Origin of the sequence: Vibrio cincinnatiensis (assembly GCF_022113815.1) — a bacterium.
Lineage (GTDB): Bacteria > Pseudomonadota > Gammaproteobacteria > Enterobacterales > Vibrionaceae > Vibrio > Vibrio cincinnatiensis_A.
Genome location: NZ_SGOM01000005.1, coordinates 197,618 through 214,310 on the forward strand (window position 1 = coordinate 197,618; position 16,693 = coordinate 214,310).

Consider the following 16,693-nt stretch of genomic DNA (forward strand, 5'->3'; position numbering starts at 1 on the left):
TCAACATGAGTAAGCCACACGCTTCACGTCAACCGGATTTAATCTATCAATTAAACGATCGCCCCCCCTTGCCACAAACACTCTTTGCAGCATTGCAGCACTTACTCGCGATGTTTGTTGCGGTTATCACACCATCGTTGATCATCTGTCAATCACTAGGAGTGCCAGCCGATCAAACCAATACCATCATCAGTATGTCGCTGTTTGCTTCTGGTCTATCTTCTTTTATTCAGATCCGAACCTTCGGTCCGATTGGCTCAGGTTTACTCTCTATTCAAGGTACCAGTTTTAACTTCTTAGGCCCCATTATTGGTGCAGGTTTAGCGTTAAAGGCAGGGGGAGCGGATATTTCCACCATGATGGCAGCCATTTTTGGCACCATTCTAGTTGCCTCCTTTGCCGAAATCTTACTCTCTCGCGTCCTTGAATTTGCACAACGCATTATTACCCCGTTGGTATCCGGAATTGTGGTGACCTTAATTGGCTTAACCTTAGTGCAAGTCGGCCTTGTTTCTATGGGCGGAGGCTACGCTGCATTAAATGATGGAACGTTCGGTAGCTTAGATAAATTGGCACTAGCCGGAACTGTCTTAGCCCTGATCGTGATCCTAAATCGCGCCCGTAACCCATACATTCGTGTTGCCTCGATTGTGATTGCCATGGTGGTGGGGTATGTGATGGCCTATTTGATGGGAATGGTGGATACCAGCCAAAAACCGCAAAGCGGTTTGATCGCGCTTCCAATCCCGATGCAATATGGTTTGAGCTTTGACTGGTCTTTATTTATTCCTCTGGTACTGATTTTCCTTATCACGGCTTTAGAAGCCATTGGAGACATTACCGCCACTTCAGAAGTCTCTGGTGAACCCGTTAAAGGCCCCGTTTATATGAAACGGATTAAGGGTGGTGTATTGGCGGATGGCCTGAACTCTGCGCTGGCCGCCGTGTTTAATAGCTTCCCCAATTCAACCTTCAGTCAAAATAATGGGGTCATTTTACTGACCGGTGTGGCCAGCCGTTATGTGGGATACTTTATTGCTGGCATGCTGGTCCTGCTTGGCTTATTCCCCGGCGTGGCGAGTTTCGTACAGTTGATTCCGGAACCTGTACTTGGCGGGGCAACCATCGTCATGTTTGGCACCATTGCCGCTGCAGGGGTAAGAATCATTTCTCGTGTTGAGCTAGACAGACGAGCCATTTTAATTATGGCGCTCTCCTTTTCAATGGGACTAGGGATTGCACAAAAACCCGAGATTCTTCAGTTTATGCCGGAGTTTATTAAGAGTATTTTCTCCTCTGGCGTTGCTGCTGGAGGCATTACTGCAATTCTTCTGAATTTACTATTACCAGAACATCGCTCAATGAATGAAGAAGAAACCACCGAGCAAGTTTTGGAAAAGTAATAAGGGTAAAGAGAATACCAATACTCGCTATTGTCTTATTACGACTCGCTCTTATTGCGAGTTATCCCCACGAAAGTGGGGATCCATTCTACCTTTTGTACTTTATGCTAGATTCCCGTCTACACGCAATGCTGATCGTTTAAGGAGAATGAATAACTTGAACGATCCTTAAATTCCAAGCAATTAAACAACGCTTTGCTATCAGCTAAAAGCTCTCTCACCGAAGCTCGTAAACGGTTGGGTGTTGAGCCTGTACCGTGGTTATTCCATCAAAGTGCCAGTCATTGGAGCGGACAGGTTGAGGTGGGTAAATGGGAAGGTCTCAGAGTCTATGCCATTGACGGGACTCAATTTCGTGTTGAACTTGGGTATCGTGAAATAAAATGTACGATGCTTCGTAAAGCCATCGCCCTAAGAAGCAAGAAAATCACTTTAGTTTATCAGGAGTTATATGGGTTGTTGCTTGCCTATAACCTGATCCGCTACGAAATGGCACTAGCGGCTAAGGAAGCGAAAGTCAGCCCCCTGAGAATTAGCTTTAAACTCGGTTTTAAGGTGGTTTTGTATGACTATACAGCGATATGTCAGACGAGAAACTTACAGTCGATACCAGCACGACTCAAAGATTTAACTGATGACCTGAAAGATTTAACTCTCCCCAAACCAGACCGCCCAAATTATGAACGGTCGGTCAAGATAAGGCCCAATAAATATCCTTTAAAGAGTAGCCGAAAGAAGAAGGAGTATTCTTAATCGAACAGCATTGCGTCTACACGGGAATGGTAGTTATCAAAACGACGGAAAGCAGATAGACATTCCCACATCCAGTAGGAAAGTACCGTTATCTTGTTGGAAAACTGATTTGAATTTTCAATCCGCCTTCTGCACGATTATTGAGCACAACAGAACCATGATGCTGGCTCACAATCCGTTTAACGATAGCAAGCCCTAGCCCGGTCCCTTCACTTCCACGTGCCGTATCCCCACGGATAAAAGGTTCAAACACTTTATTAACTTGGCTCGGCTCTATCCCAGGGCCATTATCTTCGACGCAAACCCACGCCATTTTCTTATCAGCAGTGATTCCAGTACTAACTTTTACCCAACCATTGCCATAGCGAAGCGCATTGACCACCAAATTACTCACCGCTCGCTTAATCGCAATAGGATTGCCAAAAACCGGCTCTATCGATTGTGGTAGTTGAGCTTCAATCTGAACTTCATACCCACCTTCAGAAGAAGCTACATCGCGTGCTATTTCATTTAAATCTACATCTTGAAACGCTTGCTTATCGACTGGTTTTAAATAATCCATAAACTGGCTAATAATTTCATTGCACTCTTCGGTATCACCGATAATTCCCTCAGCTAAGTAGCTATCTTCAGGAGACATCATTTCTGTTGCTAAGCGAATACGGGTCAATGGTGTTCGTAAATCATGACTAATGCCAGCCATTAGTAGTGCGCGATCTTCCTCTAACGCTTGAATGCCTTGAGACATTTGGTTGAAAGCGCGAGTTACCGCCCGAATCTCACTCGCGCCTTTTTCAGGAATGGGCGGTGGGATTTCACCACGACCGACCGATAAGGCCGCTTTTTCTAACGTACTCAACGGACGATTTTGTAAGCGAATAAATAACCACCCACCCACCAAGATTAAAATTGCCATCACAATACTGTTACGAAATAACGGTGCAAAATCCTCTTCTCGCAACTCGGAAAGGGGAATACGTAATATTTTTCCCGGCAGTAATTCGATCTTCATCCATAAGAGATAACTTTCCTCCCCAACCCCCATGCGCACTTCTGTGACAGAGCCGAGTTCTTCGGTCATCTCCTCGCTCATCAAATCAATATTGATCGCTCGCTGAAATTCATCTCCCGCGGGGCCATCGTCACGAAATAACTCAACACCCAGCTTTTCGAGCACCCGTAAACGCATTGAGGTATCGAGCTCATTCTCTACATGAGTGAATGAATCATCCAACATCAAGCTGATTTCATGACTGAGAATTTTATTAAACTGCTGCAAACTCGGAATAATGGCGTAGTTGATTAATGCATAATAAGAGTAGGCTTGGCTGGCAATCAACAGAGTAAAAAAAAGCAGAATAGTTTGGGTAAAGGAGCTGCGAATACGCATGAGACACCTACGATCAATGGGATGAAACAGAAATGAAGATTGTATACCCAAACGATGGGCATTGCTGGTTCATGATAAGAGATGAAGATAGAGATTGCTGTGGAGAAAGCCAGTTACCCAATCCCTTAACTGGCTTGCCAATAAACTAGTTGGCCACTTTCCCATCCGGCACAAATACGTAACCTAAGCCCCATACCGTTTGAATATAGCGTGGTTTACTAGGGTCGACTTCCAGCATTCTTCTTAAGCGAGAGATCTGTACATCAATCGACCGTTCCATGGCAGAATATTCTCGACCACGAGCCATATTCATCAATTTATCTCGAGACAGCGGCTCTCGAGCATTGGTGACCAAAGCTTTAAGAACGGCAAACTCCCCCGAAGTTAAAGGCATGGGTTCTTCACCATGAAACATTTCCCGAGTCCCTAAATTCAACCGAAACTCACCAAATTCGACCACAGTGTCATCAGCACTAGGAGCACCCGGTGCTTCAACCACTTGACGACGCAAGACAGCTTTAATTCGAGCCAATAATTCACGAGGATTAAACGGTTTTGGCAAGTAATCATCAGCCCCCACTTCTAATCCAACAATACGATCAATCTCATCCCCTTTTGCTGTGAGCATCAAAATTGGGATTGAATTGTTGGCATGTCTCAAGCGGCGACAAATCGATAGACCATCTTCGCCTGGCAGCATTAGGTCTAATACCATCAAGTGAAACGTTTCACGCGTAAGTAAGCGATCCATCTGTTCACTGTTCGCAACACTACGGACTTGGAAACCTTGCTCGGATAAGTAACGTTCCAGCAGTGCGCGTAATCGCGCATCATCATCAACCACTAAGATTTTATAGTTTTCTTGCATGTTCACAGATCCCACGAAAAAGAGATGACACCCAAACAGGTTAGTCCATCAAAATGTAACACTGTTCCTGCGTGAACAATTCAAAGAATTGTTAGCATTTATTACTTATCAATATCATAACGTAGATTATCTAGGAAGGCAGTATCAAGCTCCTAGCAATACAAAAAAGCCAACCTTTGCGGCTGGCTTTTCACATTATAATGCGCGTATCAGTTTCGCTAAGGAATCCCAGTCGCCTTTATCCATTAACTCCGTCGGCACCATCCAAGTTCCTCCACAAGCAATGACCGATTTTAAGGCTAGGTAATCTTGAACATTACTCGGATTGATTCCTCCGGTAGGCATGAACTGTATCGGATATACAGCAGCCAGTGATTTCAACATCGCCATTCCTCCTGACGGCTCTGCTGGGAAGAATTTTAATGTTTTCAGCCCCATTTCCATCGCTTGCTCAACTAAGCTAGGGTTATTCACTCCCGGAACAATAGCAATGCCCCGTTGTTGGCAATATTTCACTGTAGTGGGGTTAAACCCAGGGCTAACAATAAAATCCGCTCCTGCTTGCTGCGCTTTGTCTACCTGTTCTGTTGTTAGGACGGTTCCGGCCCCAATTAACATCTCAGGATAGGCTTCGCGCATCAGTCGAATAGACTCTTCCGCCGCTTCGGTACGAAAAGTGACTTCAGCACAAGGCAAGCCGTTCTCCACCAAGACTTTGGCCAATGGAAGTGCCTGTTTGGCATCATTAATTGCAATGACTGGGACAATTTTTATCTCAGCTAAACGTTGTTCTAGTGTTGTCATAGATAAACCTTACAAAATAAAGCTCAGGGTCGCGACAATAATAAACGCGATAGTTCCAAGCAAAGTTTCCATTACCGTCCACGTTTTGAGCGTGGTTTTCTCATCCATCTCAAGTAGGCGAGAGACGAGCCAGAATCCTGAATCGTTAAAGTGTGACAGTACGGTTGCCCCACCGGCAATCGCAATCACGATAAAACACAAATCTAATTCAGACAAACCCGTGGTTTGCGATACAATGGGAGCCATCAGTGCGGCTGTCGTTGTCAGAGCCACCGTTGCAGAACCTTGCGCAACACGCAAACAGGTCGAGATAACAAAGGCAGCCACAATCACAGGCATCCCCGTATGGGCAAGAACATCTGCCAATGCTTGACCAATACCGCTTGAGCGCAGCACACCACCAAACATTCCACCTGCCCCTGTCACCAAGATCACGGCACAAATCGGTGCCAAAGCATCCGTACACAATTTCTCCAATTTGCTCATGCCATATTTACCTGCAAAGGTAAATAGACAGACTAATAAAGTAATGAGAAGGGCTATCGGTGTTTTACCCAGCATACGCAAAAATTCGACAACAGGATGTTGACCATCAATCATCCCTGCCACGGCCAAGGTATTAAGGCCTGTATCCATGAAGATTAATAACACAGGCAGAACCAAAATCATCAACACGGTCGAGAATTTCGGCAAGTCCGATTTATCTTTAAACATCACTTCTGTGTTTAAAAAAGCTTTTGAAAGTGGGATGTTGAATTTTTCGCCGCAATATAAGCCAAACAAATAGGCACCTAAATACCAAGTAGGAATCGCCACCAACAGCCCAACGACCAGCAATAAACCAATATCGGCACCAAGTAGTTCAGAAGCCGCTACGGGGCCTGGATGAGGTGGAACAAAAGCATGCATAACGGCAAAAGCCCCTGCAGCAGGTAAAGCATACTTAAGTGGTGAGCCACCGAATCGTTTCGCAACACTAAATAAAATCGGCATCATCACGATTAAGCCCGCATCAAAGAAGATCGGAAAACCAAACATCAATGAGGCAACCCCTAATGCCAATGGAGCGCGTTGCTCTCCAAATCGGCCAATTAAAGTATCGGCCAAAACTTTCGCCCCGCCCGTGACTTCTAAAATTTTCCCAATCATGGCACCGAGGCCAACCAGTAAAGCAACGGAGGCTAAAGTGCCACCAAAGCCTGACATCATATTGGGAACGACTTTTTCAGCAGGAATACCCGTTGCTAAGGCTGTACCAAAGCTCACCAAAGTAAGTGACGCAAAGGCGTGGACTTTTAACTTCATGATCAGCACCAACAAAGCAAGGATGGCGCAGACAGCTATCAATAATAGATAGGTAGGGCTATGTGCGAGTTGTTCCATTTTGTTCACCTTTATCAAGGATAGGATGTTTGTGTCTCAGTTCACAAATCTATAAGTTACGGGTAACATGTTACCGATAACAGCACTAAGATAAAGCCAATTCTTACGGCAAAGTTCAAAATTGAGATCTGGCTCAGATCTCTCACTAAGGAGTCGCTATGACGGGTAACAGCATTATTGTGATGGGCGTCAGTGGTTGCGGAAAAAGTACAATTGGCGCATTGATCGCCCAACGCCTTGGCGCAAAATTTATTGATGGCGATGATCTGCATCCTCGCGCAAATATTGAAAAAATGCGCCGAGGAGAGCCTTTGAATGATCATGACCGAGCCCCTTGGCTAGAACGCATCCGAGATGCGGCATTCAGCTTAGAAAACAAAAGTGAACAAGGCATTATTGTCTGTTCAGCACTCAAAAAAGCGTATCGAGATCAGATTCGAGATGGGAATCAAAATGTCACCTTCCTTTTTCTCGACGGCGATAAAGCCCTCATCATCGAGCGTATGCGAGCACGCAAGGGGCATTTTATGAAAACTGACATGTTAGAGAGTCAATTTGCTACCTTACAGCGCCCTAGTGCAGAAGAAACCGATGTTTTTACCATCAGTATTGCTAGTGATATTGACCGTGTCGTCGAGCAGGCGATCACGGCGCTAAAACAGCAGGAGGCATGAGCATGATGGATAAAACGGTTTTAGACGTCACAGGCCGAATCACCGCTCGAAGCCAAACATTACGTCGAGAATTTTTAGCTCGCACTGAGCAGCAACGAGCAAAAGGAAAAGGTAAAGCCAGTCTATCCTGTGGCAACTTAGCACATGCCATTGCCGCTTCCTGTCAAAGTGAAAAGTCTCATATTCTTGATCTAACCAAATCCAACGTGGCGATCATCACAGCCTATAATGACATGCTCAGTGCTCATCAAGTCTATCAAGACTATCCCGAACAAATTAAAGCCGCGTTACAGCCGAGTGGGCATACCGCGCAAGTAGCCGGCGGCGTACCAGCCATGTGTGATGGCGTTACCCAAGGTCAACCGGGCATGGATATGTCGCTATTTTCCCGAGATCTGATTGCTCAAGCGACTGCAATGTCACTCAGCCACAATATGTTTGATGGCACGCTTATCCTTGGGATCTGTGACAAAATCGCTCCGGGACAATTGATGGGAGCGCTCAGTTACGCTCACCTTCCCACCGCTTTTATTCCTGCGGGTCCGATGTCAACCGGGATCAGCAATGAAGAGAAAGTTGATATTCGGCAAAAATACAGTGCAGGGCAAGTCGGCCGAGAAGCCTTACTTAACATGGAGTGCAGCTCTTATCACTCACCGGGTACCTGCACCTTTTATGGCACCGCCAATACCAACCAATTAGTCTTTGAAGCGATGGGATTAATGCTCCCTGGGTCAGCATTTGTGGCACCCAATACTCCGCTGCGCCATGCATTAACCGAATATGCCGCCAAAATGATTGCGACAATGGCTCCGGGAACCCCCAATTATCGTCCACTCAGTCATGTCGTAACAGCAAAAAGCTTAGTCAACGGTTTGGTTGCTCTATTAGCTTCTGGCGGTAGCACTAACCATACGATTCATTTAGTAGCACTCGCCCGTGCAGCTGGCTTGATTCTGACTTGGCAAGACATCAGTGATTTATCTCAAGTGGTTCCCCTACTTGCCAATGTTTACCCGAACGGCAGTGCAGACATCAATGCCTTCGAACAGGCAGGCGGCGTTCCCATGCTCCTGACTCGTTTACATGAACGGCATCTATTACACACTGATGCAACGCCTGCCTTTGGTCAATTTAGTGATCAATTAACACGCCCGACTCTGATTGATGGACAGCTACGCTGGCAAGCGTGCCAAGATAGCCAAGACCCACAAGTGATCGCGGCGCAAAAGCAACGGTTCCAAACCAGCGGTGGAATCAAAGTACTGAAAGGAAATCTTGGACAAGCGGTAATTAAGATTTCAGCCGTCAAAGCCGAGCATCACTACATTGAAGCACCAGCCAAAGTATTTGACTCACAACATGATGTCGAAGCGGCTTATCAGGCCGGAAAGCTGAATCAAGACTGCATCGTTGTCGTCCGTTATAGTGGACCAGCCGCCAATGGTATGCCAGAGCTGCATAAATTAATGCCGATTCTCGGCAACGTACAAAAAGCCGGCTATAAAGTTGCGTTAGTGACCGATGGACGTTTATCTGGCGCTTCAGGAAAAATTCCGGCAGCGATACATGTCTCTCCAGAAGCGTTACGTGGCGGCGCAATAGGGCTGCTCCGTGATGGTGATCGATTACGGTTAGATGCTCAGCATGGGGAGTTGATCTGCTTGGAAACGTTAGCTGGGCGCGAACCCATGGTTCCACCCACTGAGCAAGAGCAACAGAGCTGGGGGCGTGAACTGTTTACGATTGCCCGTCAACACGTGACCCCCGCCGATCAAGGAGCCACCTTCCTCTTTGCTCCGCTCAAGCCTTGATTACCAGCTTTCACCAGGAGTCAGTCGATAACCTAAATCATAGACTTTGGGTTCAACCGTTTGACCAGAAAGTGCCGCTAGCAATAGCTCGGCACTTTTTTTACCAATCTCAAAACGAGGCGTTTCCACACTGGTTAATTTAGGAATAATCGCCTGACCTATATCCAACGCATTATATCCCACTACCGCAATTTGGTGAGGCACCGCAATACCATGATGCGAACAATACATCATGGCACCTATCGCCACATCATCATTGGTGCAGAAAATTGCATCCATATCGGGGTATTGCTGTAGCGCTTGTTGCAGTAATTCGCCACCCAAGGTAAAGCTCGAGTGTTCTCCTGTGGAAACTTGGATTGGTAATAACCCCGCCTCCTCCATCGCTCGCTGATAGCCTTGCATCCGAAGTTTTGTCCGTGTATCCAGCCGCGCTCCGAGGTAGATAATTCTCCGTCGACCACGCGCTATCATTTGCTGTATCACTTCATAGGAGATCTGTTCATGATTAAGCCCGACGGCCATATCAATCGGCTGGGTTGGGATCTCCATTGTCTCCACCACCGGAATACCCGCTGATTTAAGCATCTGCAAAGTGCGTTCAGTATGGTTGGTCTCCGTTAAAATCAACGCATCCACCCGATAAGAAAGAAAGGCGGCAATTTTTTCTTCCTCCGCTTGCGCGTTATACCCCGTATGCGCAATTAAGGTATCGTACCCCGCCGCTTGAGTGACTTCTTCCACCCCCTGCACCAAATGAGCAAAGACCTGATTCGACAGTGAAGGAAGAATAATACCAATCGCCCGACTGGAAGACTTGGACATAATGGACGGAACTCGATTATGAATATAACCCAGCCGTTCAATCACTTGTGCGATTTTCTCTTGCGTTTTTTCGGCAACCGAGCTGGGGTCTCGCAAATAACGCGATACGGTCATCTTAGTAATACCAACCTGATCGGCAATATCTTGCAAGGTGGGTCTCGTTTTCTTTTGCATACAGTTCCTAGCCCCCAGCCATATTATTGGCTAGCCGGCTCTTTCTCATAACGAATAGCATTAATAAACCAGAGTTTATCACCAGTTGGGGTTTTTACGGTGACTTCTTCATCCACTTGCTTTTTTAATAGCGCTCGCGCCATCGGAGAATCAATCGAAATATACCCTTTTGCCTCACCATAAATCTCTTCTGGTCCAACAATACGCAGAGTTTTTCTCTCTCCCGCTTCATTCTCTATTTCAACCCAAGCTCCAAAAAATACCCGTCCTTCTTGCTGAGGGGAATAGTCAACAATGGTCAATTCTGGCAACAGCTTACGTAAATAACGCACTCGACGATCAATTTGGCGCAATAAACGCTTATTAAACGTGTAATCCGCATTTTCTGAACGATCGCCAAGGCTGGCCGCCCAAGTCACTATTTTAGTAATTTCCGGACGCTTCTCGTGCCACAAATGATCGTGCTCTTGCTTAAGCTGATTGTACCCAGCACGAGTGATGAGTTTGGTTTTCAATATCTACCTCAATAACAAGATAATTAAACAGTTCAAAACAATTCATTCGCGTGATGAATATCACACAAAAACTTGAAATTAAAAACACCGTTCATATAATGACAGGCCACTATCTTTCCCACAACTAGGATAATCACCATGACAACGCCTACTGCTTGGCAAACCCTCCAGCGTCGCAGTTTAGAAGCGCTATTATTGATGCTTCTCGTGCTGACCGGCCCTGTGATGGTTTTTATCGATCTCAACATATTTCAGCACGGAGTACCAGAGATTGGAGCCACTGAGATTACCCAAGAACTGTTTGCTTTACTCAGTGCATTACTATTTGCTCAACTAGCGTACAAACAACCACAAGAACGTGGCTTCTATACCCTTGTTGCAGGCTTTTTCTTATGCATTGTGATCCGAGAACTGGATCAATTATTTGACCTTATCTGGCATGGATTCTGGGTTATTCCTGCGTTGCTTTGCGCTCTACTTGCAATAGGTTATGCCAAATTGCGTTGCCAAGGTACCGTGTTACAAGCAATGGCAAACTTTACTCACACAAAATCTTACCCCTTTTTGTTAATTGGCATCTTAGTGCTATTAGTATTTAGTCGTGTGTTTGGTAGTGGCAGCCTATTCTGGACTCGAATTGTTGGCTCAGCCTACGAACATGGCTTTAAAAATGCGCTCCAAGAAGGGTTAGAGTTACTGGGTTATGCTCTCATTTTTTACTCAGCATGTCTGAGTTTTGTTAAAAATCGTTCTCAAAACTAACCAATCACCGAAAAGGCATTGCAGCAGATGACTGGCTACGTACAATCTGTACATAATTGATAAACAGAGAGACTACGGATGAGCCAAGCTATCTGCCAACAGATTGCCGAGGAGTTGAGTGTTCGCTCCGAGCAAGTGATCGCCGCTGTAACCCTAATTGACGATGGTAATACCGTTCCCTTTATCGCCCGTTACCGTAAAGAGGTGACGGGCGGTTTAGATGACACACAACTGCGTCATTTAGATAGCCGCCTGACTTACCTACGTGAGATGGATGATCGTCGTCAATCCATCCTTAAATCCATTCAAGAACAAGGCAAATTAACGGCCCAATTAGAACAAGCGATTCTCTCTGCAGATAGTAAAACTCGCCTAGAAGATCTCTATCTACCCTACAAACCCAAGCGCCGAACTAAAGGCCAAATTGCCATTGAAGCTGGGCTTGAACCTCTGGCAGACCGCTTATGGCAAAAAGCCGATGTTGATCCTGAGCAAGAAGCAAACCACTACCTCGATCCCGATAAAGGCATCACCGACACCAAAGCTGCCCTAGATGGCGCTCGCGCCATCATTATGGAGCGAATTGCCGAAGATGCTGACCTACTGGCCAAAATACGTCAATACCTTCAACGTCACGCAGAAATTGTTTCATTGGTTGTCAGTGGTAAAGAGCAAGAGGGAGAAAAGTTTAAAGATTATTTTGCGCATCAAGAGCCGATCAGCAAAGTGCCTTCCCATCGAGCATTAGCCATGCTGCGCGGTCGCAATGAAGGTTTTTTAACGCTAAGCCTCAATGCTGACCCAGAACAAGAAGAAACACTCCGCCACTCCTATTGTGAAACACTGATTGCAGAGCATTATGGCTTACCTCTTAGCCAAGCACTGGCTGATTCTTGGCGTAAACAAGTGATCAGTTGGGCATGGCGAATTAAAGTTTCTATGCATATGGAAACCGAATTGATGGGGGCGATGAAAGAGCGAGCGGAAATCGAAGCCATTGATGTTTTTGCCACCAACCTTAAAGACCTATTAATGGCTGCGCCTGCTGGCCCAAGAGCAACGCTTGGTCTCGATCCTGGGCTACGTACAGGCTGTAAAGTCACCGTTGTTGATGCAACAGGAAAAGTGCTCGCTACCGACACCATTTATCCTCATCAACCACAAAATCAATACGATCGCGCCATGCAAACGGTTGCCACATTGGTCAAAAAACATCATGTTGATTTGATCGCCATCGGCAATGGGACCGCTTCACGAGAAACCGACAGCTTTGCCGCTGATTTAATCAAACGTGGAAATCTCAACGTTCAAAAAATCATGGTCAGTGAAGCGGGAGCCTCGGTTTACTCAGCCTCAGAACTGGCGGCAAAAGAATTCCCTAATATGGATGTCTCACTACGAGGTGCCGTCTCCATTGCTCGCCGTCTGCAAGATCCCTTAGCTGAGCTAGTTAAAATTGATCCTAAATCCATTGGGGTAGGTCAATATCAACATGATGTGAGTCAAGCATTGTTGGCAAAACGCCTCGATGCCGTAGTAGAAGATTGTGTGAACGCTGTTGGTGTCGATGTCAATACGGCGTCGGCAGCACTATTAACTCGTGTAGCAGGGTTATCAGCCACCTTAGCCCAAAATATTGTCGATTATCGTGATGACAATGGTCGCTTTGATAGCCGTAGCACCTTGAAGAAAGTACCTCGCCTTGGGCCTAAAGCCTTTGAACAATGCGCTGGATTCTTACGCATTATGGATGGAAAAAATCCACTAGATGCTTCCGCTGTGCACCCTGAAGCCTATCCGGTTGTAAAAGCCATTGCCGAGAAAAATCGTCAAGCGATCAAATCGCTCATTGGGAATAGTGAGTTCCTCCGTTCCCTGCGAGCCGTAGATTACACCAACGAGCTTTTCGGTGTGCCTACCATTACCGATATCATTAAAGAGTTGGATAAACCGGGACGAGATCCTCGTCCTGAGTTTAAAACTGCGACCTTTGCAGACGGCGTCAACAGTGTGGCGGATCTAGAAATTGGGATGGTGCTCGAAGGTGTCGTCTCCAATGTCGCCAACTTTGGTGCATTTGTGGATATTGGCGTCCATCAAGATGGATTGGTTCATATTTCAGCCCTAACGGATCGATTTGTCTCTGATCCTAGAGAAGTGGTGAAAGCGGGTGATATCGTCAAAGTGAAAGTGATGGAAGTCGATGCACAACGTAAGCGAATTGCCCTCTCTATGCGCTTAGCCGATGAACCCGGACAACATGCTCCACGTTCTGCCCGCCCTTCATCACCTCGCCCAGAAAAAACGGCACGTCGCAATGAAGAGAATCATCAAGGTGGCGCAATGAGTGGGGCTTTTGCTGCCGCTTTTGCAAAAGCGAAAAAATAATCACGGACAAAAAGCTCAAAAGAAAATCCCCACAGACCAGCGTCTGTGGGGATTTTTGTCTTTTATCATCACTTTGTGATGATAACTACAAGACCGCTATCACATCTGATGGCGTATTCGGTGCGACAGCGTGTCCGTAATAGAACTTGATCACAGTACGCCGACGAGCCATTCTGCCCTCAGCTATCGCAGCATCAATGATTCGCTTTGGCAATCGAAAGCGCATCGCATAGCCTTTACCTTGCTCTTCGCTATAAGAAGCTAAGGCTAACAAATCAAACAAGCGATCTAACTCACTACGCGATTCCTCACGCAATAACTCAGTGGTCTCTTGTTCACTTTCCTTCTCATAGCCAGGATGTTCAGCAGGGTCCCAAGCCGATTGTTTACGTCGCTTATCATCTGCTTTGATTTTACGTTCGGCCTGAGATTTGGTCAGCTCTACGGTTGCCGTCACAGGCGCGCGAATACGATTGTCTCGAGACGCTTGCTCTGTTTGCACATTCACTGATGGGGCGATAAGTGGCACACTAACATTAGTTGGTGACACGATCATAGCCGAAACCTCCTCAGCATCGCCCGTCCCTCACGCGCTTCAACGCTTTCGGGTTAGCTTAATTATCGGCCAGTTAAAGAAAAAATTTAGGGCTAATTTACGGGTTGGAAACAAAATTTACACTCTATTTGCAAAATGAATGATTTGCTGACAGAAATCATTCAGCTCGGTCAAAAATGGGGCGTGGGCTGAGAGCGGAAAAATATGCACGCCACTTTCTGGCATCAAGTCGTTTAATTCTTGTGCAATCTTTACGGGTACTAAGCCATCTAATCGTCCATATAATCGCAAAGTAGGAATCGAAAGATGGGCTAACTGAGAGCGCAAATCTGTCTGCGCCAAAATCTTTAATCCAGCCAATAACGCGGCGGGATTGGGCGCGGGGCGAGATAAAACGGCTTGCTTTAATCGCTTAATGTCTTGTCGTGCTGAAGGACTTCCCATCGCTTGTAAAGCCAAAAAGCGTTCCACGGTGGGGTGGAAATCGATTAATAATTGTTCCGTAAAAGCCGTGAGCACATGAGGTTTAATACCACGCCACATGGGATGTTCTTGCTCTGCTGCCGAAAATTTAGGAGAAGAGGCGACGGTGATCAGCTTGACGACATAATCCGGATAATTCAGCGCCATATAAGTCGCGACCAATCCCCCTAACGACCAGCCTAACCAAACCGCTTGTCGAGGTGCTTGCCTTATTAATGCTTGCGCTATCTGAGCTAAATCATCGGCATGAAGCTCTGCACTGTATCCGTAACCAGGGAGATCAACCATATGCACTCGAAAATTGGCCTGTAATTGCTCACAGGTTTGCTCCCACACCGCTCCATTCATTCCCCAGCCATGAACCAGCACCAGATCCGGTCCTTCACCTTTTACTTGCCAATAGAGATCTGTTGTCATGTTCACCTTTTCTCCTACCAAAACCAGCCTTGTTCATCCACTAAAACGGCAAAATAGAGATAGGTCAATCCCCTTTGAGGCCAAACATGTCCCCTTATTTCATCGCTCCGCTCCAAAAAATGAGAGCATGGTTAGCTCCAGCCTGTACTTTATGCCACCTTCCTTTAGATCATCAAGCGCAATATGGTGTCTGCTCCGCTTGCCAAGCTTGGTTTGCTCCCATCCAGCGCTGCTCCCGCTGTGGGCTTCCCTGCTTAACAGCTACCGAGCCATGCGGCCACTGTTTACATTCCCCCCCTCCTTGGCAACAGCTATTTTGCATTGGTGACTATCAATTCCCACTCAGCCACACCATTCACCAGTTCAAATATCAACGCCAATTCTGGCAAGCTCATCATCTCGCCATCCGTCTTGCCCAGCAAATACAACACCCCGCTCCCTTAATCACCTCTGTTCCTCTTCACTGGCGTCGGCAATGGTACAGAGGGTTTAATCAAAGTGAGTTATTGGCACAAGAAATGGCAAAACAACTTGGTAGTCATTTTTCTCCAACGATCTTTACTCGTCGGCTAGCAACACCGGCCCAACAATCATTGAGCAAACAGCAACGAGAACGTAATTTAATGGGGGTATTTCAGCTCAAACAGATCCCAGAATATTCGCATATTGCGATTGTCGATGATGTGGTCACCACAGGCAGCACCATGCGACAATTATGTCATTTACTACTTGAAGTCGGCATCGAAAGGATTGATATTTACTGTCTATGCCGCACTCCTGAACCGAGCACTCCCATACTCCCTTAATGATAAAAAAGGGCTGGATCCTCTGCGTGACAGGAGTAGAATGGTGACTAAATAGCCTACAAAATTACTCAGGTATTCGTCGTGTCAAATACTATTACTATTACAGAATCTGCCCAGTCCCACTTCGCTAAACTTCTGGCTCAGCAGCCTGAAGGAACGAATATTCGGGTGTTTGTGGTTAATCCAGGAACACAGAATGCAGAATGTGGTGTCTCTTACTGCCCACCAGAAGCCGTAGAAGCTACGGATACAGAAATCACCTTTACCGGTTTTTCCGCTTATGTTGATGAACTCAGTCTTCCCTTTCTTGAAGAGGCAGAAATTGACTTTGTGACCGACAAAATGGGGTCGCAACTCACGCTTAAAGCCCCTAACGCTAAAATGCGTAAAGTGGCCGATGATGCTCCTCTTATGGCCCGTGTTGAATATGCAATTCAGACACAAGTTAACCCTCAACTAGCCGGACATGGCGGGCATGTCAGCCTAATCGACATTACCGATGATGGCATTGCTTTAGTGCAATTTGGTGGCGGCTGTAACGGCTGTTCAATGGTTGATGTCACGTTAAAAGAAGGGATCGAAAAAGAACTTCTCGCTCAATTTGAAGGGGAGCTAACGGCAGTACGCGATTCCACTGAACATGACCGGGGTGAGCACTCTTATTACTAATGCTGGTTT

Annotated in this window: 16 protein-coding genes; 8 read left to right on the forward strand and 8 right to left on the reverse strand. The window is 46.3% G+C overall.

The window, feature by feature from the left end:
• Positions 1-5: 5 nt before the first annotated feature.
• Positions 6-1,403 (forward strand): uracil-xanthine permease family protein, encoded by a 1,398-nt coding sequence (locus EXA13_RS08785; protein WP_238132835.1) that lies wholly within the window; start codon positions 6-8, stop codon positions 1,401-1,403.
• 195 nt (positions 1,404-1,598) lie between these two features.
• Entirely contained in the window at positions 1,599-2,156 is a 558-nt protein-coding gene (locus EXA13_RS08790; protein ID WP_238132836.1) for a hypothetical protein, read from the forward strand.
• An 88-nt stretch (positions 2,157-2,244) separates the two neighbouring features.
• Here EXA13_RS08790 and envZ read toward each other — a convergent pair whose 3' ends face one another.
• From envZ to EXA13_RS08810, 4 genes are all read right to left on the reverse strand, one after another.
• A complete protein-coding gene (gene envZ, locus EXA13_RS08795) occupies positions 2,245-3,546 on the reverse strand; it encodes a two-component system sensor histidine kinase EnvZ (RefSeq protein ID WP_238132837.1) in 1,302 nt (433 codons plus the stop codon).
• Positions 3,547-3,691: 145 nt separating this feature from the next.
• A complete protein-coding gene (gene ompR / locus EXA13_RS08800) occupies positions 3,692-4,414 on the reverse strand; it encodes an osmolarity response regulator transcription factor OmpR (RefSeq protein ID WP_238132838.1) in 723 nt (240 codons plus the stop codon).
• Between the two features lie 195 nt (positions 4,415-4,609).
• A complete protein-coding gene (locus EXA13_RS08805; protein ID WP_238132839.1) occupies positions 4,610-5,218 on the reverse strand; it encodes a bifunctional 4-hydroxy-2-oxoglutarate aldolase/2-dehydro-3-deoxy-phosphogluconate aldolase in 609 nt (202 codons plus the stop codon).
• A gap of 9 nt (positions 5,219-5,227) precedes the next feature.
• The gene (locus EXA13_RS08810) at positions 5,228-6,601 is read right to left on the reverse strand and encodes a GntP family permease (RefSeq protein ID WP_238132840.1); all 1,374 of its coding nucleotides are present in this window, start codon (positions 6,599-6,601) and stop codon (positions 5,228-5,230) included.
• Between the two features lie 158 nt (positions 6,602-6,759).
• Here EXA13_RS08810 and EXA13_RS08815 point away from each other — a divergent pair, with 158 nt between their 5' ends.
• Together EXA13_RS08815 and edd are read left to right on the forward strand one after the other, a co-directional pair.
• Entirely contained in the window at positions 6,760-7,275 is a 516-nt protein-coding gene (locus EXA13_RS08815; RefSeq protein ID WP_238132841.1) for a gluconokinase, read from the forward strand.
• A gap of 2 nt (positions 7,276-7,277) precedes the next feature.
• Positions 7,278-9,089 (forward strand): phosphogluconate dehydratase, encoded by a 1,812-nt coding sequence (gene edd, locus EXA13_RS08820; RefSeq protein WP_238132842.1) that lies wholly within the window; start codon positions 7,278-7,280, stop codon positions 9,087-9,089.
• Here edd and EXA13_RS08825 read toward each other — a convergent pair whose 3' ends face one another.
• Together EXA13_RS08825 and greB are read right to left on the reverse strand one after the other, a co-directional pair.
• A complete protein-coding gene (locus EXA13_RS08825; RefSeq protein ID WP_238132843.1) occupies positions 9,090-10,088 on the reverse strand; it encodes a LacI family DNA-binding transcriptional regulator in 999 nt (332 codons plus the stop codon).
• Between the two features lie 23 nt (positions 10,089-10,111).
• Positions 10,112-10,603: a transcription elongation factor GreB gene (gene greB / locus EXA13_RS08830; RefSeq protein WP_238132844.1), complete on the reverse strand. Its 492-nt coding sequence runs from the start codon at positions 10,601-10,603 to the stop codon at positions 10,112-10,114.
• A 138-nt stretch (positions 10,604-10,741) separates the two neighbouring features.
• Here greB and EXA13_RS08835 point away from each other — a divergent pair, with 138 nt between their 5' ends.
• Together EXA13_RS08835 and EXA13_RS08840 are read left to right on the forward strand one after the other, a co-directional pair.
• Positions 10,742-11,365 (forward strand): hypothetical protein, encoded by a 624-nt coding sequence (locus EXA13_RS08835; protein ID WP_238132845.1) that lies wholly within the window; start codon positions 10,742-10,744, stop codon positions 11,363-11,365.
• Positions 11,366-11,443: 78 nt separating this feature from the next.
• Complete coding sequence (locus EXA13_RS08840) at positions 11,444-13,753, forward strand: Tex family protein (protein ID WP_238132846.1); 2,310 nt, start codon at positions 11,444-11,446, stop codon at positions 13,751-13,753.
• A gap of 85 nt (positions 13,754-13,838) precedes the next feature.
• Here EXA13_RS08840 and EXA13_RS08845 read toward each other — a convergent pair whose 3' ends face one another.
• Both EXA13_RS08845 and bioH read right to left on the reverse strand, forming a co-directional pair.
• On the reverse strand, positions 13,839-14,309 hold the full coding sequence (locus EXA13_RS08845) for an ATP-dependent Lon protease (protein ID WP_238132847.1): 471 nt from the start codon (positions 14,307-14,309) through the stop codon (positions 13,839-13,841).
• Positions 14,310-14,426: 117 nt separating this feature from the next.
• A complete protein-coding gene (gene bioH / locus EXA13_RS08850) occupies positions 14,427-15,209 on the reverse strand; it encodes a pimeloyl-ACP methyl ester esterase BioH (RefSeq protein ID WP_238132885.1) in 783 nt (260 codons plus the stop codon).
• A gap of 86 nt (positions 15,210-15,295) precedes the next feature.
• Here bioH and EXA13_RS08855 point away from each other — a divergent pair, with 86 nt between their 5' ends.
• Positions 15,296-16,015, forward strand: a complete 720-nt coding sequence (locus EXA13_RS08855) for a phosphoribosyltransferase family protein (RefSeq protein WP_238132848.1) — start codon at positions 15,296-15,298, stop codon at positions 16,013-16,015.
• Between the two features lie 81 nt (positions 16,016-16,096).
• Positions 16,097-16,684, forward strand: coding sequence for a Fe-S biogenesis protein NfuA (nfuA, locus tag EXA13_RS08860; protein ID WP_238132849.1), 588 nt, complete (start codon positions 16,097-16,099; stop codon positions 16,682-16,684).
• The last annotated feature ends 9 nt before the right edge of the window (positions 16,685-16,693 follow it).